A 25,775-nucleotide genomic window follows, 5' to 3' on the forward strand; every position below is an offset into this window, starting at 1 on the left:
GACGTTATTCAGAATTGATAGATGATTATCTTTATTCGGGGTAGTAAGTCGACACTTTGTTATCGTGTAGATCTGTACCTCCGTCAATGGTTACACTTCTTCGAAACTTATTTTCCTTTATTGGTACAAAGTTTAGCCAGCTCTGGTTGTCACTGGTTACTGCATTCGATAATTTGCTTTCTCCGTTTCCATTGAAAGCGGAAACTGCATACTCCAGAATACCTTTTCCAACATTAGTGTCTGTAAATTGGCTTTCGGAACCTTTGTATATTAGTTTGTATTCACCATTCTTACTTCTTCTATACAATCTGTATTCATTGCATCCAAGTACTTTTCCCCAATTCAGAGTATATTGCTTGTCTTCTTTTTTAAGTTTTAAGCCATCGGGGAAGTACGGTTTTTCTGAAGTAAAATATACCGGATATATTACCGATGGTTTACTTCTATTCTCTTTGTTTAAGGCATATACACGGACATAACCTTTTCTTTCGTTTGCTGTGGGTTTTATAAGGATCGAATTTTCCTTTTGTTCCTTATATAGTTTCCAGGTTTTGCCTTGGTCGGTACTGTATTCGTAGCAATAACTTTGTGCGCTTTGTACTGGATATACCGAAAACTTAACATACCCTTTCTCATTTGAGGTATATTTTACTTGTGGCTGAACCAAATCGGGTAGACCTTTTGTCAGATTCCAAATATGTTTTCCTTTTGGGAAACGAACGGTCATTTGGTTATTTTTTATAAATGCCTTTTGTTTGATACCGTCTATATAGAAAGATACTGAAACAGGTGCAGAGGTCCAGGAAAAGATAACCTCTTCATCGTCCATGGAGTAAAACTCTCCTTTAATATTATCCGGGCTTGTGAATACTGCACTAAGTCCTGCATCCGTACTTTGTGGTCTGATTTCAAATTGGCTGTTTCCGATTTTGCTTCCGTGAAAAATAGCCATTTCTTGTTGTCCCGGTATATTCCGTATAAAACCCGCAGTTCCCGAGAATATAATGTTGTTTTCATCTACGTCGATAGGTTTATCGATCCGAAATATATAATCCTCATTTCCTTCGGGAGAAGTGATAATACATCCGTAGGGTTTTGCCGTATTTTTGTATCCTTTTTTGTGGGAAACGAATGTCAGGAAATCTCCTGTTCCGTCAAACCAGATTCCTTTTGTTCTGACTGCTGTCAGTTTTATAACATCCGGATTAGTATCCCAGAAAACGTATCCGGGGCCTCCGCCTTTTATGTTTTGCAATTCAGGAAAATCATCTTCCAAATGCGTAAACCAACTAAAGCGGCTTGCTATGTTCTGATTATATACATCGTCATAAATGAGGAAGTAATCGCTGCCCAACAGCATGATACTGCGGCTTTGATACTCCGGCCACGAATACTTGCTATCCTGCGATGCGGTGATCTCGGCAAATTGTCCAACACCAAGGTTGTACATCGGACGTGTCAGTTCATTTCTGCCTATTGCCTTGAAGCGTTCATCTTTGAACACTCCAAAACCTGTCGACATATCGGTATCCTGTAAACGCCGGTCGCCAATGTCTTCCTTATCGTTGTTACTGTACGATTTACCGTTAGCGTAAAAATAGATTGTACCGCAACCGCCTTCTCCTACAATTCCCCAACGATAGTTAGGCCCATTATCCAATTGCCCTAAATGAATGGATAATTCATCATCTGTATTCACTCCGGCACGTAGCACAATCCCATATCCGGTTATTTTGGTACTTTCTAATATGGGCGGTGTACCGGTATCTTTTGTGTCAAGTGGATACATAAGCCTGAAAGAATTGGCTTCCCTGCTATAAATTTCTGTGTCCTCGTCTTCGGGACGGGAAACATACCGTATGTTTTCAGATAACAGCGGATCATAGTTTTCCAGCTCTTTTCCTAAAAGCCAATATCCGTTTGGTGGCTGCCTTCTGATAGCATGTGCACCCTGTGGGGGAAATATTCTGGATGGTGCCATTTCGGGAGTCACAACTCCCCAATATAGCATACCGTCTAATCGTCCTTGCTCGTTTTTATAGAAGTCCAGTGATTCGCCATTGAAAGGAGCCGAAAGCGAATTGAGGACAAAAGAACCTACCATGGCCATCTCTTTATTTGCCATCCGCTTTTTTCCATCCAGATAATGCTGCATGAGGTAATTAGCACGTAAAGAGGGCCTTAAATTTGCCCAAAGATAGGTACTTATATTTTCCGTCCATCTACCTCCGATAGCATTCCATTCTTTCACATCGGGACGTACGTGATGTTGGGTGTTCAGATCGATATATTTCTCGAACATATCCGCCCATTCTGAAGCCTTCGGATGTGCGGGAAACAGGTATGATGCGAATGCCGGAACGGATTTTACATCACTTAGGAAATTCGGATGTCCGCTTAGCATGTGTTTCATCGGCATATATTCTTCACCGGCTGCAATGTAGGCATGTACTAAGAACATGGCGATCATTCGTTTCCTTTGATCCTGGCTCATTTGTGGCATAAGTGCATTCATCATACACACATATTCCTCGTAAAACAGACGTGAAGATGTAGGCCCATATCCACTATTCTGACAAGGTCCACTCATTGGCAATTCGTTCGAAAAATGTCCGTAGAAAAACCGTTGCTCGAATTCTTTAGGTGTCATGTTCTTATCGTTTTCAAAAATAACTTCTTGTACAGGAAGTGAATCCGGATAAGTCAAACACCAGTTTTTTACTACGTTCAGATCTAATGTACTATATCTATTTTGTAGGAATGAGTTATACGATTGCTGTCCCATTGCCACTTTATAATGTGTTCCGTCGGGATTTGATATTGGCTGCGTAAGTTTTTCCAGGTTATTCATGTGATCGATATCCTTTTGATGCGGATAAAAACTCAAAGCAGAAGTACGTGTTCCGTTAACCAATGGATAAGACCATCTTAATAAAGAATTGTTGTAGTATAATTTTATGCTTAATTCTTGTGTATCTATCCATATCGGATATTTATAGCTGTTCCAACCTTCCAGGTCTTTTACGAACAACCCGACGGATTGGTTGTCTTTTTCGTCCCAGAATACGGATGATGTGACGTTGGTTTCGGCAGGCCAGTTTCCGAAAATCCCTACTTCAAATGGCATTTTTCCATCGTTGGATACCGACTCTGTAATTCCATGGTGTGAGTTTAACCTGGTCAGGTCGATTTTTTCCCAGTCATATCTCTCAAATCCCAGTGCATTTACTTTGGGACCACCATAAGGATGGTTAGGAGCTTGCCGATGGGTAGGTGAAAAATTACTCCACTCCATATTGAACGAGTAATGATTCGTTTCGGAGAAACCGCTCATTTCTTCTTTTAGTTCTATGAAGTCGTAGTTATGCACACATTTTACATATGCTTTGTACTTTTCGCCTGAAGAAAAAGTGTATTGAAGTTCAAACTCGGTAAACAAATCGCCGGATGAAATTATTTTTGTTTCGAGTTTTATATCCGAGTGTTGCTTGATATTGAAAAACGATTTTCCGATCCATTCTTGCTTATCTTTAGATATGCTATAAATCGGACCAGATATATTTGCTCCATTTTGTGAAGCTGGTATCATAACAGAGAACTTATTCGTGGTAACCTGATAGTAATTTCCTTTTTTCTCAATATTTATGTTGTTGGTAGTTTGAGGTATTCCTTTTTGTAGTGCGAATGCATGTTTTTTCCCTGAGAGCAAGTCGGTCATAAAATGTAACTGGGCTTTTATGCTTCCTGATTCGAGTGTTTCGATATCTGATAATTGAAAAGGAATTCGATTGTTGGTTTCCTCGTTGATTAACACCAGTTCCGTTTTGGAAATACGGCTGTCAAAAATAATTTCATAGGTCAACAAGGTCGTTGGCCACCAATACAGAGGATGAGACAGATGGTCTTCGACTATGATTGTTGCTTTACCCTCTTTAAATAAGAGGGTATTGCCACTGGAGGCATGGGCCGATATAAATATCAATATAAAAGTAACAATAGAAAAGAAGTGTTTCATCGGTATTATATTATTAAAAGATATGCTGAAAAATTGAATTTGTTACAAATTTAGGTGTTTAATTGTTTTTCGGCTTAAATAAAACAAATATAAAGTATATACAAAAAGGAGGCAAAATGTGAACAATAATTTTATGATGTTGAATAATAGTGTGTTACGTGTGGATAACAAATTAATCAGCCTTGTAAAATTATGTCGTTTGACACTTTTTGCACGAAAAAAAAACATATATTTGCGCTGATCTTTCATATAAAAGATGCTTGGCTGACTTTACTATCGTGCCTACCTTATAAGTTAGGCAGATAAAATATAAATACCATGTTTAGATGAGGATTAGACAAATCCAGTTATACTATGATAAAAAAAATCTTTTTCAGATGAAGAGAAGAATAAGCCAGTCTGTTAAGTATCAATCACAATAAATAATAAATTATGAGTAAGTTTTTGGGAGTCAAATTGAATTTGGTATTATTTTTAATACTATTAGTAAATGTTACACATGCAAAACATGCTGGTTTTGCTGCACCCGATGCCATTGTTATTTCCAATGAAGTTCGTTTTACTATACTAACATCGGGTACCATCCGAATGGAGTGGGATAGTCTGTCTCATTTTAACGATGATGCTTCTTTTATTTTTATAAACCGGAATCTGCCAGTACCGCAGTATACTAAAAAAGAGAAAGGTGGATGGCTTATCATCACGACAGACAAATTGGAGTTGAAATATAAAATCAATTCTGGAAAATTCACAGATAAAAATGTGCAGATAAAATATCTGGATAAGATTGATGCCTTCTTATGGAAACCGGGAATGAAGCAAAAAAATAATTTGAAAGGGACCTCGCGTACTTTGGATGCTCATGATGGTGAAACCCATATTCATTCGCCGGAAGGCAGTAATAAACTGCAACTGGAAGATGGTTTGCTGGCGACTGATGGCTGGACTATTATTGATGATTCGCAATCACTTTTGTTTGATGATAGCGATTGGGCATGGGTAAAAGAAAGGGAACGAAAGAACAGCCAGGACTGGTATTTCTTTGGATATGGGAAAAATTATAAATCTGTTTTGTACGATTATAGTCTTATTGCAGGTAAAGTACCACTTCCTCCCCGTTATGCTTTTGGGTATTGGTGGTCTCGTTTTTGGAGTTACTCTGATAATGAGATGAGGGAATTGGTTCATAATTTTGAGAAATATGACATCCCTTTGGATGTATTGGTAGTTGATATGAATTGGCATTATACAGATAGTCTTTATATTGCTCCTAAAGATGAGTTTGGGGAAAGAGCACATTGGACCGGATGGACATGGAACAAACGATTATTTCCCAACCCTGGTAATTTTTTATTATGGGTAAAAAGTAAGAACCTGCAAACAACTTTGAATCTTCATCCTGCATCTGGGATTGCCCCTTACGAGGCTCCATATAAAGAATTTGCAAAAAAAATGAAATTTGATATTTCGCTAAATAAAAATATTCCTTTCGAAGGTTCAAATAAGGAATTTATGAAAACCTTGTTTGATGTAGTGTTGCATCCAATGGAAAAGGAAGGCGTTGATTTCTGGTGGATAGACTGGCAGCAGTGGATATATGATAAGAAAATAAAGACATTGAATAATACGTGGTGGATTAATTATGTGTTTTTTTCGGATATGGAACGAAATTCCGAAAAACGTCCGTTGATATATCATCGCTGGGGAGGGTTGGGCAATCATCGTTATCAGATCGGATTTTCGGGAGATGCTATCATTTCTTGGAAATCGTTAGCTTATCAACCCTATTTCACAAATTCGGCATCAAATGTATTGTATGGTTATTGGAGTCATGATATAGGAGGGCATACATTCAGAACGGACAACGATCATAAAACAGCAGGAAACAACTATCTGGAGCCGGAACTTTTTACCCGTTGGATGCAATATGGTGCCCTAAGTCCTATTTTTAGAACACATTCTACGAAGAATTCTGTTCTTAATAAGGAATTATGGAATTTCAGAGGTGAATATTTCGATGCATTACTGGCCAGTATTCATTTAAGGTATCAGCTGGTACCCTATATTTATACAATGGCGAGAAAAAACTATGATGAAGGTATATCTTTGTGCCGTCCGATGTATTACGATTATCCCCGTCATGAAAATTCGTATCGGTATAAGACTCAGTATATGTTTGGTGACGATATTTTAGTAGCTCCTATAGGTGAAGCTATGATTGACGGTAAATCTAATGTAAGGGTTTGGTTACCGGAGGGTGATAACTGGTTCGAATGGCATACCGGAACAATGCTTTCGGGTGGACAAGAGGTTTCCCGTGAGTTCACAATAGAGGAATATCCTATTTATATCAAAGCCGGAGCTATTATTCCGATGTATGTTGGCGCTAAAAATTTATCGGTTGAGCCGGAAAATATGATGCTTGGAGTTTTTGCCCATTCTAACGACGAATGCTTTATTTATGAAGATGCAGGTGATAGCAAGGATTACGATAAATCATTTTCTAAAACAGAAGTAAGGTCTACGTATAATGACAGAATCCAGACCCTCACCATTTATCCGCGGCAAGGTGAATATAAAGGTATGCCTGCAAATAAGAAATATACAATCAAACTTTATGGGGTGGAGATGCCCGAAAAAATATTAATCAACGGGCATGAAATCAATTACTCATTAACTCCTCAGGAAAATACCTGGGCTTATGTCGGGAAAGACTTATCAGTAGAAATTTATCTTCCCCTAACCAATTGTAATAATGTACAATGTGTAAGTGTTTTTTATAATAAGCAAAAGGAAACAGATGTAAATAGAGGGTTTGTCAAACAATTCAGGGAATTTGGGAAGTCAGTGACAAAAATGAAATATAAAAATGCACGTTGGGAAACGACGGATATTATAGGTCTCTGTGAATCGACCAATCTGATAATACAGTATGAACCTGAGAAGTTTTATGAACATATCCAATCGTTTGAAGAAAATATTGGCGAAGCTTATAAGCAGTTAAATACGCTGTTGAATGAATAATAAATTCCGGGGCGGTTTGTAATTTAATGAAATAGATGCAGTCGCATTTATTTGGCTTGTTTGTTGTTTGGAACTCGAAAAACAATTATCTTTGAAAAAAATAAGATTTCTAATAGTATGAACGAAGTAAAGGGACAAGGGTATGTAAAGGAAATAATCGAGGAATATAATATTCGGTTAAAATCTTGGGGGCATTCTGATACATGGAATCTTAATCAATTCAAGACATTGGAGAACATGCTTCTTGAAGTTACCCGAATAAACGTAAATGCCAATACCTTAAAGCGATTTTTCCAGCAACGCACGAGCAATCCGCAGTTAGCAACCAAAGAAGCACTTTGTATTTTCCTCGGATATAAAGGATATACGGACTTTGTTATGAAAAAAACAAAGCAAGAGGCGGTTGATCTTATACCGGAAGAAAATGATGAGGAGCAGGATACTGAAAATCTTGAAAAAGAACAAACCGCATCCGGGAAAAATAGAATCGGTCAATATTCGAAAGGAATATCCAACCATATAAAGAGACGGAATAAGCGTTATTTTTATATGGTGTTGTTTTTTATGATTATTATCGCCGGATATTTCCTTTATAAATATAAATTAAAGGATATGTATATCGATTATTTGATTTCAAAGATCGAGTTCTCAGTATCACGGGTAAGAGGGACATCTCCTTTAACTGTAACGTTCTCATACGATATTCCTTCTCCGGTTTTCGATGAAATAACGATTGTATATAAAGAAGCCAACGGTGATATATTGGAAAGGAAGCTGTTAAAAGGTTCACATTCGGTGAATACAACTTATATTTATGAAGGAGAAAGTTTTTGTTATTTAAAATATAAAGATAAAGAAATAAGAAAAATTTTATTGCAAAGCCGTAAATCAGGATGGTCTGTATCCGTTAGGGAGGAACGAAAAAATATATATAAAACTTTTCCTATTAGTCAGGCACTAAACGATGATGGTTATGTTAGCCTGCCATTTGATAGCATTCCGTTAGATGCTCAATCTAACCATATATTTGTCAGCTATATATTTTATAAGGAAAATCTGGTGAATGGTGACAATTTTATTTTTGAGGCAAAAGTTCGTAATTCAGCAAAGGAATATGCAATACCTTGTGGTGACATTATGATGTACATAAGTTCGGATACTGGAGTACATGGTTTTGCTATGAACGAAAATTGTTATGCTTATATTAAGTTTGTCAGTGGAGAGAACGAAATCAAGGGAGATCAGTATAGTTTGCAGCAATTCGATTTTAATCCTTCGCAGTGGCACGTAATGAAGATAAAGGTTATTGATAAAAAAACAACATTCTACGTAGACGGAAAGGCTGTACTTAATATGGGCTATAACAACTTACTCGGATTTGCTAATGAGCTTATTCTACGATTTAAAGGTTGCGGGGCTGTAGACTGGGTGAAAATATCTAAGCCTGATGGAGAATTAGTGTATGAAGAAAATTTCAATGAAGAATTTCATTAACTGTAATTACTTAAAATAGCTGATTAATAAATATACTTATAAAAGGAGGTCATTTAATTATGACCTCCTTTTTGATTTGTAAGATATTGATTTTTAATTCAATATGTTTTTGTTCGTATTTTGTTTGTACTTTATCTTCATTTTATGGGTATTTAGAAGGTTTTGCAATGACGCAGGGCAATTACTTTTGCAAATAACCTAACAAATGCATTAGTTATCTTGAATTATTTAAATTAATATTCTACTACCATATGAAGAAAAACAAAATGTGGATTTACTTTTTTGTGCTGAGTCTTTTTTTTCCTGTAAAAGTAATCTCTCAGCAGTTTAAAGAATCTCCGGTCGTTACCGTTCGGAAAATTGGCGACAAACTTATAAGAGAAACTCCTTTCGCATACAAACTGGATTTGTTTTGTCAGTCCGATAAATTCAATTACCTCAAGTTTGTCGATTTTGGGCGAACCTTTGGACAAGGATATGGAGCTGTAGGATATGCTTATACGCAAATGTCCTTTCCAAAAGATACAACTATATGTGTGCAAATAGAACACAACGATGCTTGTAAAATATGGTGTAACGGAAATCTTGTATATGAAAAATACGGTAAACGTGATGTAGCGATAGTAAAAGAAGAGAGAAGTCTTGAAATGTCGTTTTCATTTAATTTGCCTCTAAAAAAAGGAAATAATGATATCCTGATAAAATCTGAGTCGTTCGGTGGAAAAGAATGGTGTGTATTTATACAGCCGCCGAGTGAGAAAGATGCAGTATTTACCGTAAGTCCGCAATATCCTGAAATAGGATTGAAAAATGTGAAGAATATAGATGAAAAAGTATCTGGTCTTACCAATTGGTTAGTGATCGGTCCTTTTGCTCCTGATATTAATAATGTATACGAACCAGAAGAAGAGTTTATTTTCGGACACATGTATGCCGGACTTGATGGGGCTGTTACATGGACAATACCCAAGGTGGAGTTGTTGGGAAAAATGATTGATCCCGCACCTTGGGGGACAACCTATCAATGGAATTATCATAATGGTGGTGTTGCCTGGGCTATGCAGCAGTTAACCGAGTTAACCCATGATGATAGATATAATCAATGGGCTGTTAATTTTTGTGATTATCAGATGGAGGGATTACCTTTTGTCGATTATCAGGTAAATAACTTAAAAGCATACTTCAATTCTGCCAATTCGCTGGTTATCGGTTCAACATTACTTGATTTTACATTAGCACCCTCTCTGCCTCTCATATATCGTCTTCGAAACGAACCAGATTTTAAAAACCGGGAAATCTATAAAACATTTATAGATAAAATGATCGAGTATGCACGTTTCGGTCAGATAAGAAGTAAGGGGATGACCAATTACACCCGCACAACTCCTGAAGAATTCACAGTATGGGTAGACGATATGTTTATGGGGATTCCTTTTCTGATACAGGCCGGATTATATGCTGATTCGCCCGAATTACAGAAAGTATTTTTTGACGATGCAGCAAGTCAGATCATTGATTTTACTAAGCATGTTTGGGATAAAGATGCAAAACTATATATGCATGCTAATTATACATCACGTCCTGAAATAAAACTTCCTCATTGGTCGCGGGCAAACGGCTGGGCCATATGGGCTATGTCGGATGTATTGATGTATTTGCCTAAAAAACATCCGAAGTACAAACAGATACTCAATCAATATATTACATTTGTAAAAGAGTTAATTAAGTATCAGGATAATTTGGGCTTTTGGCATAATGTTATAGACAGAAGCGATTCTCCTTCTGAAGTGTCGGGGACAGCTATTTTTACAATGGCTATGGCACGTGGGGTAAGATATGGATGGTTGGATAAGAAAACATATATGCCTGTTGTTCTGAAAGGTTGGGAGGCGATATCATCGGAAATAGAAGATGATGGAACTGTACATAAAATCTGTGTAGGAACGATGTGTACCGAAGATGTGGAATATTATGTAAACCGTCCGTTTTATGACGATGACACACATGGCTCTTTTGCTGTAATATTTGCTGGGATAGAGGTTCAACGAATGATAGATTCCGATAAGAAATAAGAATTAAAATACTATGAAATTGAATGCCAATATTTTACAGAAGTGGATGATTTCATTTTCAATCCTTTTCTTTTTTTACGGTGCTACATCTTTTGCTCAAATGAAAGCACCTCAAGATTGGCTTGGATATGAAGAAGTGCTGGGCGTAAAAAATAACTTACGTTATTACGATTTCGATGTCACCCTGATAGAATCAACGGCCCCGGCAAATGTGTTTTGGCCTGGGGATAACATTGATTTTAAATTTCAACTCGTAAATAATACACAGAAAGTGATAGATACAGATGCCCGTATACATATTATCCGGTATGGGACAAAAGGTATTCCTAATGATATCTGGTTACCGAAGATAGTAAAACTTGATTATGAAAAAATCATTCCGGCTCATATTTTGATTTCTCCCAATGGATATACGAATATATCAGTATCGGTAGATGATATCAAAGATTACGGAGGTTATGCTGTGGTTTTTGACTTAGGAGAAAATGGTAGGAGGCTGGGAACAAGTTTTGCTTACAGCATAAAACCATCTCCGGTAAAAATGCAATATCCGAAACAGTCATTAGATGATTTAGGTGTTGATTTTCTTAGTCGGGTGGGAGTGCAGTCCATACGCCACGCTATTCCGTTTATACCGACAACAGATCCCGAGTATCAGAAATATATGCAGGATTTCACCAGCGAAATGCGAAAGTATATGGATAATAACATTACTGTGATGTTGATGTTTGGCGAAGGGCGTACTGCGACATCTATACCATTAGGAACTACACGTCCTCATCTTGACGAGAACGGACATTTCCTGCGAACCAAACAAGATCTTGCATGGATGCCCGGTCTGGATGAAGATTTTAAAAAATATGTAAAAGAGATCTGTTTGAAATTCGGCTGGCCGAAAGGACCAGTTACTGCCGTTTGCCTGTGGAATGAACCGTGGGAAGGAGCGTCTATCTCGGGTTGGCAAGCTGATATGATACGTTATAACGAGAAATATAAGAAAATGGCAGAGGGCGTAATAGAGGCCCGGAAAGAAGGTATTGATGTGTTGGTCGGAGGTGGAGATTCTAATTCGAATGCTTTGGATAAATTCTTCGCTGATGGTACCATGGATATATTGCCTATATTCGATTTTCTCTCTATTCATTACCAGGGAATAGAGGCACCGGTACTATATCCCGAATGGAACAACAGGAAAGATTATAAAGGACGTGTGAAAATATGGGATACGGAAAGCTGGGTAGGAAATACCGATGATCGTATTGGACTAGTGGTTGCTACTAATCGCTCGAGCGGATACGATCGTTCGATGGGTATTTTCGGTGGTTATATGTATTCAGGCGAACCAAGTCGTTCGGCTCGTACCACGACTATTCGTACTGAAATGGGTACGGAAACCATTCCGAAGTTACACAATACATGGTCTACTGCCGCTGCTATGGGTGCTGTACAAAGTCTTATAGGCGAACGTGAATTTAGGGAAATACTTTTTAAGAACGGATTACCGTGGGTGATGGTGTTTGATGGTTATGATGACAATAAAGAAGATGGAACAGTTGTTATAGCCGGAGATCTGGGTGATGCGTTTGGACCCGAACATGTCCTTTTCCGTAACGTTCGGAGCCTGACAAATACTGCGAAAAGGGTGGAGTGGAAACGACGGCTTAAAACCTTGTCACGCGGTAGTGAGGAATATCGGGCTATAGAAAAGGAATTGAGTACTTATTATCCGATTACTGATGGAAAGATGATAATAAAAGCTGATCCGGCATTTTTATTGTATGATTTTTATGGAAATAAAATAGCCCCGTATAAGGGGGTATATGAAGTACCGCTTAATTATCAAGGTTACTACCTTCGGGTAAATGGGAAGAGAGGTTCTTTTGATAAATTGATTACAGCAATCAAGAAATCAAGAATTGAAGGCTACGAACCTTTGGAAATCATACCAAAAGATTTTATAAGTCCCATTACTGAAAATCCCGAAATGGAATTACAGTTAACTAATATCCTCAACCGACCTGTAAAAGGGATGTTGAAGTTAAACTTTGACGGTTTGAAAGTTTCTTATCCCGAGAATCTTTCTTTTAAGGCATATGAAACCAAAATTGTGAAAGTAAAAGTCGTTGAAGGAGAGCCCAATATAGAGAATAAGTACCCGCTGGAGGTTCATTTCGATGCCGATAAAGACGGCATTGCTGTACATTGGGAAGATATGCACGTAAATTTAATAGCGAAAAGAAGTATTGTTGTAGACGGAAAACTGAACGATTGGTCGGGAGTCATTCCTCAGACCATAGAGACTTCAAAAGCCAGTGTCTCCCTTACCGAAGCAGCATGGCATCCGTATCAGCAATTTGATTTGAATGCTGAAGGATTTGCCCAAACATATATGGCCTATGATAATAAATATTTCTACTTTGCAGCAAAGGTTGCAGATAATACTCCGCATAAAGGTACAATACGTTTTGAAACTCGTGATGACGATGAGTATTTCTACCCTGATACGGCCTATATGCAAACCATATATGCAATGAAATCGACTATGGTTACTACACAAGTATCCGAATCCAACCAAAGTGCATTACAATTGCCATCGGGAAAAGGACGTGTAATGAATTATATAGAAAATATATCTACTACCCAATCCATTGGTATGGATTTCGACTTGCCAAAAGACAAATATACCCGTACCTCTTTCTATTTCCCGAGTATTAATCAGAATGGAGTATCTGTAACTGTTTATGACAAGAATAGCGGTAAAGAACTATTGACTACAAAAATAGATAAACTTTGGAACGGTACATTTCTGACACTTGATTTGTCGGGTAATGTGCGTGTACGTTGCTCAGCTTATGGATGGTGGTATACAACCAAACTGGCGGGAGTTTTCTTCGATTCATCGGACAATAAGGTAAATACAGCCAGAACAGAAGCATCTGTAATCCTTATTGGCAAAGATTTTGATACGATTGGAAACTGGATTGGTAGGTATGGAAAAACCGGTTATTATCTGGTCGGTTCAGACTCGTCATTACCATCGGATATAGCGTGTAATATTGTTTCCCAGGATGACTTAGTACCTTTGGCATGGCCCGAAAAGGTTCGTCGGTTTACATATAGAAAAAGACCGGTGTTACCCGATGGTGTAAATGGCATTTCGACAGATAACATCCTTATTGCGTTCAATGTGATACCTGTCGGAGAAGATGGGATGGAAGCATATCCCAAGGGAACCATGCCTCGCTATATCGGCTATAAATGTACCGATTATGAATATGCCCTCAATACGGTAGCTCCCGAATATGGTGGAGGATATGAAATATGGAGAATGCTTGTTCCCGGTATGCCTCGCAAGCATTTTTATCCACGTCAACCCAAATCACCTTACGATGGAGCTGTGAAAGATGGTCAGTTGATCGTTCTTCGTGAGGGCAATACACTTTATTATGAGTGTGCGATACCCTGGTCGGAATTACCGGATGTGAAAAATGCAATTGACAAAGGAGAAAAAATAAAATTCTCGGCACGTATCAATAACGACACAGCTGGCGCGGCTTGTATGGAAATAGCCAAAGAGCGCAGTGTATCAAAAATAAACTCGAGAGCATTTCATCCTGATTGGAAAGAACATTGGGCGAATGAAGTGGAATTCGGAGTTGAAAAATAAATTATTTATCCAACAGCATTTTACAGTAAAAATGAGAAAGCAGATAATAACGATATTATTAGCCGGTATCTTTTCCTGTGCATTCTCACAAGAACAGGAATTGCCGCTTCCGCCCAACGGAAGTCCGGCTTATGATACTCATATAATAGGATTTGGACTGAACGAATTTGAGAATCCTCTGATAAACAGTATTAACAGGGAGCCTTATGGTGCCACGTCCATTTCGTTTTCTTCAGAAGAAGAAGCATTGCAGGTAAACGTAAATACATCTTCCCGTTATAAATCGCTGAACGGACAATGGAAATTTAAGTTCATAACAGACTGGGGAAATCTTCCTGCTGATTTTATGAAGGTTGGTTTTGATGAGTCTTCGTGGGACAATATCTCCGTTCCTTCCACCTGGGAAATGCTGGGGTATGGCAAACAGGTCTATTGTGGACAGGGATATGATTTCCGTCCCATAGATCCGCCTTTTGTACCTCGGAAAGATAATCACATCGGGTTGTATCGGAAAACATTTACAGTACCTTCCGACTGGAGTGATCAAGATGTATTAATCCATTTTTCTGGGGTGAGAGGAGCTTTTTATTTGTATATCAATGGAAAGAAAGTTGGATACAATGAAGATGGTGGTACTTTGCCCTCAGTTTTTAATATAAGTTCTTATCTGGAAAAAGGAGAAAACCAATTGGCTGTTCAGGTATTAAGATGGAGTGACGGTTCCTATTTGGAAGATCAGGATCAATGGCGTTTCCATGGTATTTGCCGGAATGTTTATTTGGAAACACGCCCGGATGTTTTTATTCAGGACTTTGCAGTAATAACTGACTTAGATAAAGATTATAAAGACGCTAAATTGCGGATACGCCCTTTTATTTCCGGGAAAAACATTGATATATCAGGATGGGTACTTGAAGCCAGATTGTACGCTTCGGATGGTACTCCTGATCCGAATGTACATATGTCTATACCTGTACAAACTATCAGGGATGAAAAATATCAGAAAAACTATGTATTGTCCAAATATTTGGAAGCCGATGTTAAAGCTCCGTTGCTTTGGTCATCCGAAATACCTAACTTATATACAATAGTCCTAACCTTGAAAGATAGTAAAGGTAATATCGTAGAAGCAAGAAGTTCCCGTATCGGATTTCGCAATGTGGAGGTTAAAAACGGAGAACTATACGTTAATGGTAAACGGGAATATGTATATGGAGTAAATAGGCATGAACATGATGCCTGGTATGGAAAAACAATTCCTTATGAAAGAATGGTAGAGGATGTACGGTTAATGAAGCAGTTTGGGTTCAATTCAGTACGTACTTCCCATTATCCTACCGATCCTGTATTTTACGACCTTTGCGATGAATATGGCATTTACGTAATGGATGAGGCAAATGTTGAAACATGTGGTGCAGATGCAGAACTATCGAATAATGAGTTGTGGCTTTTTGCTCAGTTGGAACGTGTGACCGGTATGGTGAAGAGAGATAAAAACCATCCTTCTATCATTTTCTGGTCATTGGGAAATGAATCAGGGGTTGGATATAACAATGCTGCACGGGCATCATGGGTGAAAGATTACGATCCCACACGCCTGATACATTTTGAGGCTTATCTGCATAACGGTGGATCACGTCAGTATGGCTATGGACTCGATTTTATGAAAACGAATCGTCCTGCGGTTAATCCACCGGAACCTCCTGCTGTTGATGTTGTAAGTACGATGTACCCTTCGGTAGAAGGTATAATCAAATTGGCTACACAAGAGGGAGAAACACGTCCGGTTATGATGTGCGAATATGCACATGCGAAAGGAAATGCTTTAGGCAATCATCAGGAATACTGGAATGCTGTAAAAAAATATCCCCGGCTGATTGGAGGCTATATCTGGGACTGGGTAGACCAAAGTCTTATCCGGAAAGATAGTCTCACCGGCAAAGAATATTTTTCTTCGATAAATGGTACGAATGGACTAATTTTTGCTGACAGGAAACCGAAACCTGCCTTATATGAATGTAAGAAGATATATCAGCAGATAAATTTCGAATTGAAGAATAACGAATTATTTGTTAAAAACGAGTATAATTACCTCCCGCTGTCGTCTTTCGATTTTTCGTGGAAGCTGATGAATAATGGCAAGGTTATAAAAGAAGGAATATTGAGAGAGCTGGATGCTCTTCCGCAATCAGTTTCTAAGGCGAAGATTAATGTTGATTATTCTGACTTAAAAGGTGAAGTTGTATTAGAGGTGAATGCTTATCTCAAAGAAAATACGGTGTGGGCTTCTAAAGGATTTGAAATTGCATTTGAACAATTCATATTGCAAGAGGCCAATATGGAACTGACCGACGGAGGTGAAGGCGAAAACAGTAAATTGAATGTTCAGAAAAAAGAAAATGAAATAAGAATTTATAACGATAATCTTGATGTGACATTTAATCGAAAGTCCGGTTTTTTACAGAACTGGTTGATTGAAGGGAAGGAATTCCTGCAAAAAGGTCCGCAACTCAACTTGTGGCGTGCCCCTACACAAAATGACGGAGGCTATAATCCGGAAGGAAATGAGATTTCCCGCCAGTGGGTAGAAGCCGGATTAGATTGTCTTCAGCATACACTGAAATCATTTAAGCAAACGCAGAGTAAGGATGGCTCGATTATTATCATGACGAACTATCGGGCTCAGAAAACAGGGAATAAAAAGTATGTGGATTATACAACCACCTATACAGTCTATCCATCTGGGAAAATTCAGGTAGATACAGAACTCCGACCTTATGGAAATATTGTAAGTTTTCCACGCGTAGGATATACAATGACAGTAAAAGAGGGTCGTGAAAACTTTTCATGGTATGGATATGGGCCTTTCGATTCTTATAATGATAGGCATTCCGGTGCTCGTTTAGGTATCTTTTCCGGATCTGTGGATGAACAATTTACGCATCATACTTATCCGCAAGAAAATGGAAATAAATATCGTTGTTTATGGGCTTCCCTATCAGATGATAACGGGATAGGACTTATTGCTGAAGGCAAACCTTATATAGAGACAAGCGTGATGCATTACTCGCTTGAAAATTTGTCGCAGGCCGAAAATGAAAATCAGCTGAAATATACAGATAATGTTACATGGAATATTGATTATAAAACTTATCCCATAGGAAATAGGAGTTGTGGTCCTCCTCCTTTGGAAAAATATATTCTTTTTGCCAAACCTGTATCGTTTAGTTTTTGCATTTATCCAATACGAAAATAATAAATAGTCTTTGGGGAAAAAGCTAAATCAGATACTTCATTGGTGAGGAATAGAAACATTTTTCAATGGATATCCCGGGAAGTTACCAGGGGGAACGATCAACTACTGTGTAGTAGTTGACTAGCCTTCCAGTTGTTTTGAAAGCAGACAGGTTTTGAATAAAAAGGAGCCTAGTCTGCTTTTTATTCGATCATTCATTTAGACTTTTCTCCATTCTTTATCTTATTTTGCGTGAATACATACTGGATATTCCTATCCGGGTCTCTTGTCTTTCTTGTTGTACTGCTCTTTATTTGTTAATTACACATTATTAGGCTTCTGTGCAAAGTTTGAACTCTTTTTGTTTCTGTTTTCTACTCGTTTTGACATCTCCTCTGATTCACGGTGTCGCTATATTTGTGAATCTATTAATCTTATTTAAACTTAAATGTACATGAAAAATAAAATTTCTACTCTTGAACAACATTTGTTGATGATTGTACTGATGATTATTCCAGGAATACCGATGTTTTCCTTAGATTTAAATGTATCTCAGTCGGGCACATTATCGTCATTACTTACCGACGAGCAAAAAGCAAATACCGAAAGATTGGTAGTTACCACATCTAATGGTGCAATCTTAAATGAGGTCGATTTTGTTACGTTGTCTGCAATGCCAAACCTGAAAGAACTTGATTTTTCAGGAGATCTTAATACGGAAATTATTACGCCCAATGCTTTTGCTGGTAATACAACTCTTGAAACGATAAAGTTTCCGGCGAATATGAAGACGATTGGGATAGGAGCCTTCAATAATAGTGCATTGAAGGGAGTTGTCTCTTTTCCGAAGACTCTGATAAGCCAAGAAGCTCTTGTTGGCAGGTTTACCAATTGTCAGGGAATTACTGCTTTTGAGTTTCCCGACAATCCGAATCTATCTTCTCATGAAGGAGTTGCTTATGCACAAGGAGGAGCACTCCTGCTTAAGTATCCTTGTGGAAAAACAGCAATATCTTATGTTGTGCCTGATGGTGTTACAACTATAGGAGAACAGGCTTTTTCTTATAACCATCAACTGGAAGAATTATTTATTCCTGAATCTTTGAATGGATTTGGCGCTACTACTGATTTGGTTTTCGAACATGTGACAGGATTAAAAAGAATTGAGGTGAAAGCGGGAAATCCAAATTTTGCCTCAATCGAAGGGATATTAATAAATGTAGTAACCAAAGAGTTTATGTATTTCCCTCCAGCCAATGATACCGAATCATTGGTCGTTGATGGGAGTCTTGTCGAAAGTGTACCGATGAGTTTTTTTTCCTATGCATCAAGCTTGAAGCGGGTTGTTTTTACAGAAGGATTTAAACATGTTGGATACAGAGCTTTCAGACAAGCTACTTTGGATATAAAAATACCAATAGAATATATCGAATTACCTTCTACCATAGAAACGATAGACGGAGAGGCCTTTAATAGCCTTGGGTCTACTATTCAGCAATTTGTTTGTAAAGCAACCACTCCTCCAAGGTTGACAGGAAATTCGACTTTTAGGGAATCGAATGGTAACAGTGTTAAGTTTGCTGTACCGGCAAGTGCACACGCAACCTATCTTACCAGCCAATTTGTGAATGAATATTACCCCGAAGGTGGGGGAGGGAGCTTTACGAGCAGTCAGATTGTTACATATGGAGAAATTTCCGTATCGGGGGGAACTGCCATTCAGAATTATTCTGCAGCTGGGTATTCAATAAAGATTGTTGCAGATGATGCTCCTGACGGTAGATCATTTTCCCATTGGGAGTCGACTACAGGTGCAGTCTTTGTAAATGAAAGTGAACCGGTGACATACTTCAAAATGCCGAATAATGACGTGGCTATCACAGCTGTTTTTGAAGAGCCGAAACCGTACACAATCACTGGCGCAACAATATCTACCAGTGGAGCTGCGGCCCTCGGTACAATAGTTCCACTTCGAACAGGAGCTACAAAAGTAGTAGACGGAACCACCGTATACTTTAAAGAGTGGAAAATAATTCAGGGTGAAGAGGTCGTTATTGGAAATCCGCAGGCTACAACAACTTATTTTACGATGGTTGATGACGAAGTCACAATAGAAGCGGTTTATGATATATTGTATATGATTGACATTACCAGGGGGGATGCTCCGCTGGAAGCCTTTGCAGGAGAAGTCGTTTCAATAACAGCAAATACAAAGTATGGAGAATTTACAAATTGGTCTTCTACAACAGAAGGTGTTATCTTTGCAGATGAAAAAAATGAGAACACTACATTTATTATGCCCGCCAGCGATGTGGTTATTGTTGCAAATTTTAAAGGAACAACAGGTATCCACGATGCAGAAGGAGTTATAATTGGTTTGTATCCTAATCCGGCTATAGACTATATACAACTGACAGGTATTACTAATGGTATTTATACTATTTTTGATATGCAGGGAAATGTGATTACAAAAGAAGAGTTTATAGGTGAAGCAATATCTGTCTCCAATCTTCTGAGTGGTGTATATATATTGAAAATAAACAATATAGCTATCCGATTTGTAAAGAAATAAAAAGGACTGATGGACGGAATATTAGCATTAAATTTAATCTTTTGTTTATTTCTCTAATACATTTATAAACACACAATAATTAATCTTTTATGAAAAGCTTAAATTTCTTATTTAAAAAGTTTTTTTCTGATTGCAATCATCTTTTGCATATCAGAAGTGATGTTTGCTTGGGTGGAAAAAGAAGTTACTCTGACATTATCGTTAACTTGTCGGGTATTCTTAATTCTCTCGATGCAGATATAAATACGATTCCGAAACTGGCGTGATAAACAATGCCGATATTATTATATTTGTGAACTCATTAATATTTCTTAAACTCAAATGTATATGAAAAACTTGAATTTTTTCCTTAAAAGGTATTTTCTGGTTGCAACCATTTTCTGTATATCAGGAACGGTGCTTGCCCAGGTGGAAAAAGAAGTTACTCTGACATCGTCTGTCAACTTGTCGAGTGCTCTTAATTCCCTCGGTACAGATATAAATACGATTACGAAACTGACCGTGATAAACAACACTGATGGTGCTGCCTTATCTTCTACTGATTTTGCAACACTGAATGCAATGAATGCTCTTACTTACCTGGATTTATCGGCGGATAAAAAGACGACGACACTGACAGACAGGGCTTTTGAAAATAATAAAACGATTGAAACAATCAAATTTCCTTCTAATCTGAATAACGTTGGTGCAGCTGTTTTTAATAGTAGTGCATTGAAGGGAGTATTGACCTTTCCACCATCGTTAACGGCTGCCGGTTCTGTGGTAGGGCGCTTCAATGACTGTCAGGGAGTTACAGCTTTTGAATTTCCTGAAAATACAGTTATAACAGCTGTAGACGGAGTTGCATTTACAGACGGCGGAACAACACTGTTAAAGTATCCTTGTGGAAAGCCTGATACCGAATATGTTGTGCCTGAAGGAGTCATAAAGATACAGGATCAGTCATTTTACTATAACCATATCTTAGAAATCCTTACACTTCCGGCAACGATGCAACAGATAGTCGGAAATTCTACCTTTAGGGAGTCAACGGCTTTCAAAGCAGTCTACGTAGCTGAAGGAAACACGTTGTATGCTTCCTCGTCGGGCATCTTGGTGGATCGTGCAGCTAAAAGCTTAATTTATTGTCCTCCGAGAATCACAGAAGTGATCGTTGACGGGACTTTAGTTGAAACGACGCCTGCTTACCGTTTCTTTGGTGGTTCGCCCGATGTACAGAAAATGGTCTTTACTGAAGGTATCCTATCTATAGCGGATAATGGCGCAAGGCTTAACAATAGTGAAAACCTGGCAGACGGTTCGGGAGCATTGACGGAAATCTATCTTCCGTCTACAATTACTACAGTCGGGGGTAATGCATTCTGCCGTCGTGGAAATGTAACTCAGATCGTTTGTCGTGCTGTTACGCCACCTGTTTGTGGAGGTAATGCATTTTATGATGTAGGAAAATCCAATACCGACCCACTTAATATCTATGTTCCTGCAGCATCTTTGTCTACTTATGCTGGTTGGGGAAATTTATCGGCATATGGTGGAGTATATAAAGCATTTTATAACATTACCCTTACAGATAATGACGGTACAGGAGGTATTCAATCATCTATTGGTACAGATATAGCCTATGCTGGTGCAACTGTAACTATTTCTGCCCCGGAAGCACCGGAAGGAAAGTCCTTCGATAAATGGGTGGTTGTTTCAGCAGGTACGGTTAGTTTTGAAAATGATGATATGGCACTTGCATCGACCACTATAACTATGCCTGCTGCGGATGTAACGCTTACACCAACCTATAAAACAGTAGTTCCTAATTCAGAGGTAGAAGTAACTTTATCAGCATCGGTTAATCTGGCAAGTGCTCTCAGTTCGCATGATGTGAACATTATTACAAAACTAACTGTAATAAACAACACGGATGGTGCTGCTTTGTCATCTTCTGATTTTGCTATGCTGAATGCTATGGAATCCCTTACAATGCTTGATCTGTCGGCAGATGAAAAAACAACCACTTTAACAAGTAACGCATTTGCGAATAATAAGACCATTGAAACAATAAAATTTCCGGCTAAGCTGAATAATATCGAAAGTGGTGTTTTCAATAGCAGTGCATTAATGGGAATACTGACGTTTCCTTCTTCACTGACAAGTGCACCTGCTTTGTTAGGGCGCTTTAATGATTGCCAGGGAGTTACCGGTTATGCATTTCCGGATAATACTGTAATAACAACAGTCGACGGGGTTATATTTGTAGATGGGGGAAGAACATTGTTAAAATATCCTTGTGGAAAACCCGGGGCGGAGTATGTCGTACCTGAGAAAGTGACCAAAATACAGGACCAGTCTTTTTATTATAACCATATACTGGAAACCCTGATATTACCATCTACATTGGAAACATTCTCGAATTTAGGTGCTACATTTAGGTATTCAACGGCTCTGAAGGAAATTTTAGTTGCAGAAGGGAATACCCATTTTGCATCATCTTCGGGACTTCTGGTCGATCTTGCAACTAACAAACTCGTTTATTGTCCTCCGGCGATTACCGAAGTAACCGTTGACGGGACATTGGTGGAATCTGTGACATTTGACAATAACTTCCGTTTCTTTGGTGAAGCTTCCGGTGTTGAGAAATTTGTATTTACTGAAGGTGTAAAAATCATAGGTGATAATGCAATCAGATTAAGTGCCAGTGAGAATGTTACGGATGGGTCAGGAGCATTGACGAAAATAGACCTTCCCTCAACGCTTACAAATATCGGATCGGCTGCATTCTGTCGCCGTGGGAATGTAACATCTATAATTTCCCGTGCCATTACACCTCCTGTTTGTGGGGCAAATGCATTTATTCAGGTGGGAACAAACACTACTGAACCGCTTAATATTTACGTGCCTGGGGTATCTCTATCTTCTTATGCCGGTTGGGGAAATCTATCAGCATATGGTGGAAAGTATATACCGTTTTACAATGTCACATTAGAAGATAGTGACGGTACAGCAACTATTAAGTCACCTCTTGGAACGGGTATAGCATACGAAGGTGCCATTGTGGAAATTTCGGTTCCGGAAGAAATAAATGGTGAGGTTTTCGATAAATGGGTTGTTACTTCCACCGGTACGGTTATCTTTGAAAATAACGATGAGACAAAAGCAACAACTTCAATTACTATGCCTGGTGCTGACGTTACTCTCACACCTACTTATCGCGAGGTAATTTCAGGAGATCTTTCTGATTATCAAACGTCATGGATCGCTAACGATGGAGGAAAACCCGCTAACCATATCCCTCACAGTATGGAATCGATTTTCGTTCGTGAAGATGGTATTGTTGCAAGCATTTGTGGTTGGGATGAAGGCGGCACAAATGTTGGATTATGGAAAGATGGAGCTGTTCATAGTGTTCCTTTTGAATCGGGAACAGGTAGTTGGGGGCGGAACTCGGGTAAAGCTGTGGTTCTTGATAACAGTTATGTTTACCAGTTGATGAGTTTTAGTGGTCATGCGGGAGATGGTGGTGTAAGTAAAAACACCAACGGACTACAAAGATTCCCGCCCAAAGAAGCTGTATGGCATTTTGTTGCTCGCTATAGAGTAAGCGATGGTATTTCATCCAGATTCTCTACGGGATATGGTCCTGCTGAAAATTTGATGCGTATCGCTACACATGCAGATCAGTATCTGGCAGGGTTGGCAATCAGAGGTAATGACCTTATTGTTGCCGTGCCTGGAGTTCCGTCGCAGAATATACCGGACTCTCTGAAAATATACGATAAAACGACCATGCGTACCAGTGCTACTGCTAACGGAGGTTTCCAGATTACAGAAGGTGGTGTGGGATATATCGTTGCAGACAATAAAGGCTATGTATGGATGCTTCAACCCGATATGAAAAGAATTGTTGCAATAAGTTTGACCAGTGGAGCCATTCGTGCCCAATCGACAATAATAATACCTGAGGGTGTTGAGGCTAAGTCATTCTCAGTAGACACTTATAAAAATCGTATTTTACTGCCTAATTCAGGAAAAGACCTGAATGTGCTGATATATACTGATATCTATTCATCACCTGTTCAGTCTTCAACATTTGGAGTAAAAGGAGGTATTTTCGTAAAATCTCCTAAACCTCTAAGTGAAGGAGGCGGAGAATATTTGCAAGGAGAGGTTGGCCATATGCGTTTCCCTGGTCCTACAGGTGTAGGTGTTGATGGAAATGGGAATATATATATATCCAATATGTTTGTCGGAACTTCAACTGCCGTACTGTATTCTTATAAAGAAGAAACACAGGAGCTGAACTGGAAACTTGAAGGTCTTTCATTTACAACTACGGCTGATTTTGATTTGAATAATCAAAACGTATTCTTTACACCGGATAAAATACATGAAGTGGACTATTCTAAGCTTGGAGGCCGTTTGGATAGGCTTGTCGCATCATCCTTCGACCCGTTTACTTTTCCCAATGATTTCCGTAATTTCCCATCACCTATTATCTGTGGGGTATTCAACCGGAAAATAGATGGGCATGATTTCATGTACGTGACCAATATGTACTCAAGCATATTAGGCGTATATCGTTTTGACAAGGAAAAGCATGGATACATTGCTATTCCATGTAATGATATCCGGAAAGAGTACTACTGGGAAGATAAGAATGGAGATGGACAGAAAACAGACGATGAAATCAATACTTTCCCCACAGTTGTAAATACATTCTCTATGTATCCTGATAAAGATGGGAATGTTTGGATGACCGATGCTGTAAGTGCTCCGACCAATATTCAGTTCAAATTGTTTAAAGTGAAGCGTGTAAATGAAAAAGGCATTTTGGAATATGAAAATCCTGTATCATACAAGCTTCCGAGTTATATAATTGAAGCTGGACGTGTAATGTACGATTCGGAACGCGATGAACTCTATGTTACTTGTTATACTCAAGCCAATCCAAATCCTAACCCGAGTGTATGGGGACGTGCAGGATCTACATTATTGACTTATAAAAATATAAAAGCAAAACTTGCAAATATCAACAATGTACCTTCCGAACAATGGCAATATGATAAGGAAATGCTGATACCGGTTGCTACGGTAAATGAAGACCTTAGTGCTAAATCTCTGGCTTTTGCCGGTGACTACTTCTTTGTATTCCTTACCCGTAATGGTGTTATAAATGTTTATAACAGGGATACCCAAGAGTTTGTAGGAGAAGTATCTCCTGGAGTGGAAGTTGGTAAAACGAGTGGTTGGACCGATATAACTTATGCTTTAAATGCGCGTAAGAATGCAGATGGTACTTATGAATTATTGGGTGAAGAAAATGGATATGCAAAAGTGATTCATTATATGATAAGAAGCCTGACTCCAACCGGCATAGAAGAGGAAGAAGGTGATAGTAATACAAAATTTACTGTTTACCCGAATCCGGCGACAACAACCATTAATATCGATACAAATATAGCCGAATATGCGGTTTCATTAATATCAGTTGATGGCAGAAAGGTTATACAGCGGAAAATGGCAAATAGTAATTCAATTGATATATCGAATGTGCCAAAGGGGATCTATATTCTTGAAGTTACAACTCCGAATGAAAGGGTGAGTAAGAAGATCATACTTAAATAAGGAGATTGCATATCTGACTGATAGTTAAATATTGGTCGCAAAAATGAAAAGCCAGGAAATCAGAAACGATTATCCTGGCTTTT

8 protein-coding genes are annotated in these 25,775 nt (G+C 38.5%); 7 read left to right on the top strand and 1 reads right to left on the bottom strand.

Annotated features, from left to right (window positions below; translation table 11 throughout):
• Positions 1 to 31: 31 nt before the first annotated feature.
• On the bottom strand, positions 32 to 4,015 hold the full coding sequence (locus tag HCG69_RS01155) for a hypothetical protein (RefSeq protein ID WP_221648500.1): 3,984 nt from the start codon (positions 4,013 to 4,015) through the stop codon (positions 32 to 34).
• A 432-nt stretch (positions 4,016 to 4,447) separates the two neighbouring features.
• Here HCG69_RS01155 and HCG69_RS01160 point away from each other — a divergent pair, with 432 nt between their 5' ends.
• The 7 genes from HCG69_RS01160 (at position 4,448) to HCG69_RS01190 (ending at position 25,692) form a co-directional block, all read left to right on the top strand.
• On the top strand, positions 4,448 to 7,039 hold the full coding sequence (locus HCG69_RS01160; RefSeq protein ID WP_221648501.1) for a glycoside hydrolase family 31 protein: 2,592 nt from the start codon (positions 4,448 to 4,450) through the stop codon (positions 7,037 to 7,039).
• A gap of 117 nt (positions 7,040 to 7,156) precedes the next feature.
• Positions 7,157 to 8,533: a hypothetical protein gene (locus tag HCG69_RS01165; RefSeq protein ID WP_221648502.1), complete on the top strand. Its 1,377-nt coding sequence runs from the start codon at positions 7,157 to 7,159 to the stop codon at positions 8,531 to 8,533.
• 251 nt (positions 8,534 to 8,784) lie between these two features.
• A complete protein-coding gene (locus HCG69_RS01170) occupies positions 8,785 to 10,605 on the top strand; it encodes a glycoside hydrolase family 105 protein (protein WP_221648503.1) in 1,821 nt (606 codons plus the stop codon).
• Between the two features lie 13 nt (positions 10,606 to 10,618).
• Positions 10,619 to 14,272, top strand: coding sequence for a hypothetical protein (locus HCG69_RS01175; RefSeq protein ID WP_255585243.1), 3,654 nt, complete (start codon positions 10,619 to 10,621; stop codon positions 14,270 to 14,272).
• Between the two features lie 31 nt (positions 14,273 to 14,303).
• A complete protein-coding gene (locus HCG69_RS01180; RefSeq protein ID WP_221648504.1) occupies positions 14,304 to 17,528 on the top strand; it encodes a glycoside hydrolase family 2 TIM barrel-domain containing protein in 3,225 nt (1,074 codons plus the stop codon).
• Between the two features lie 433 nt (positions 17,529 to 17,961).
• The gene (locus tag HCG69_RS01185) at positions 17,962 to 20,079 is read left to right on the top strand and encodes a leucine-rich repeat protein (protein ID WP_221648505.1); all 2,118 of its coding nucleotides are present in this window, start codon (positions 17,962 to 17,964) and stop codon (positions 20,077 to 20,079) included.
• 327 nt (positions 20,080 to 20,406) lie between these two features.
• On the top strand, positions 20,407 to 25,692 hold the full coding sequence (locus HCG69_RS01190) for a leucine-rich repeat protein (RefSeq protein ID WP_221648506.1): 5,286 nt from the start codon (positions 20,407 to 20,409) through the stop codon (positions 25,690 to 25,692).
• Positions 25,693 to 25,775 lie beyond the last annotated feature (83 nt).

Source organism: Bacteroides sp. K03 (assembly GCF_019734355.1).
GTDB lineage: Bacteria > Bacteroidota > Bacteroidia > Bacteroidales > Bacteroidaceae > Bacteroides > Bacteroides nordii.

What these genes read in the sequence shown, in the direction of transcription:
- HCG69_RS01170 (WP_221648503.1), top strand. Translation starts at nt 8,785, where the DNA reads ATGAAGAAAAACAAAATGTGGATTTACTTTTTTGTGCTGAGTCTTTTT.
- HCG69_RS01165 (WP_221648502.1), top strand. Translation starts at nt 7,157, where the DNA reads ATGAACGAAGTAAAGGGACAAGGGTATGTAAAGGAAATAATCGAGGAA.
- HCG69_RS01180 (WP_221648504.1), top strand. Translation starts at nt 14,304, where the DNA reads ATGAGAAAGCAGATAATAACGATATTATTAGCCGGTATCTTTTCCTGT.
- HCG69_RS01155 (WP_221648500.1), bottom strand. Translation starts at nt 4,015, where the DNA reads ATGAAACACTTCTTTTCTATTGTTACTTTTATATTGATATTTATATCG.
- HCG69_RS01175 (WP_255585243.1), top strand. Translation starts at nt 10,619, where the DNA reads ATGAAATTGAATGCCAATATTTTACAGAAGTGGATGATTTCATTTTCA.
- HCG69_RS01190 (WP_221648506.1), top strand. Translation starts at nt 20,407, where the DNA reads ATGAAAAACTTGAATTTTTTCCTTAAAAGGTATTTTCTGGTTGCAACC.
- HCG69_RS01185 (WP_221648505.1), top strand. Translation starts at nt 17,962, where the DNA reads ATGAAAAATAAAATTTCTACTCTTGAACAACATTTGTTGATGATTGTA.
- HCG69_RS01160 (WP_221648501.1), top strand. Translation starts at nt 4,448, where the DNA reads ATGAGTAAGTTTTTGGGAGTCAAATTGAATTTGGTATTATTTTTAATA.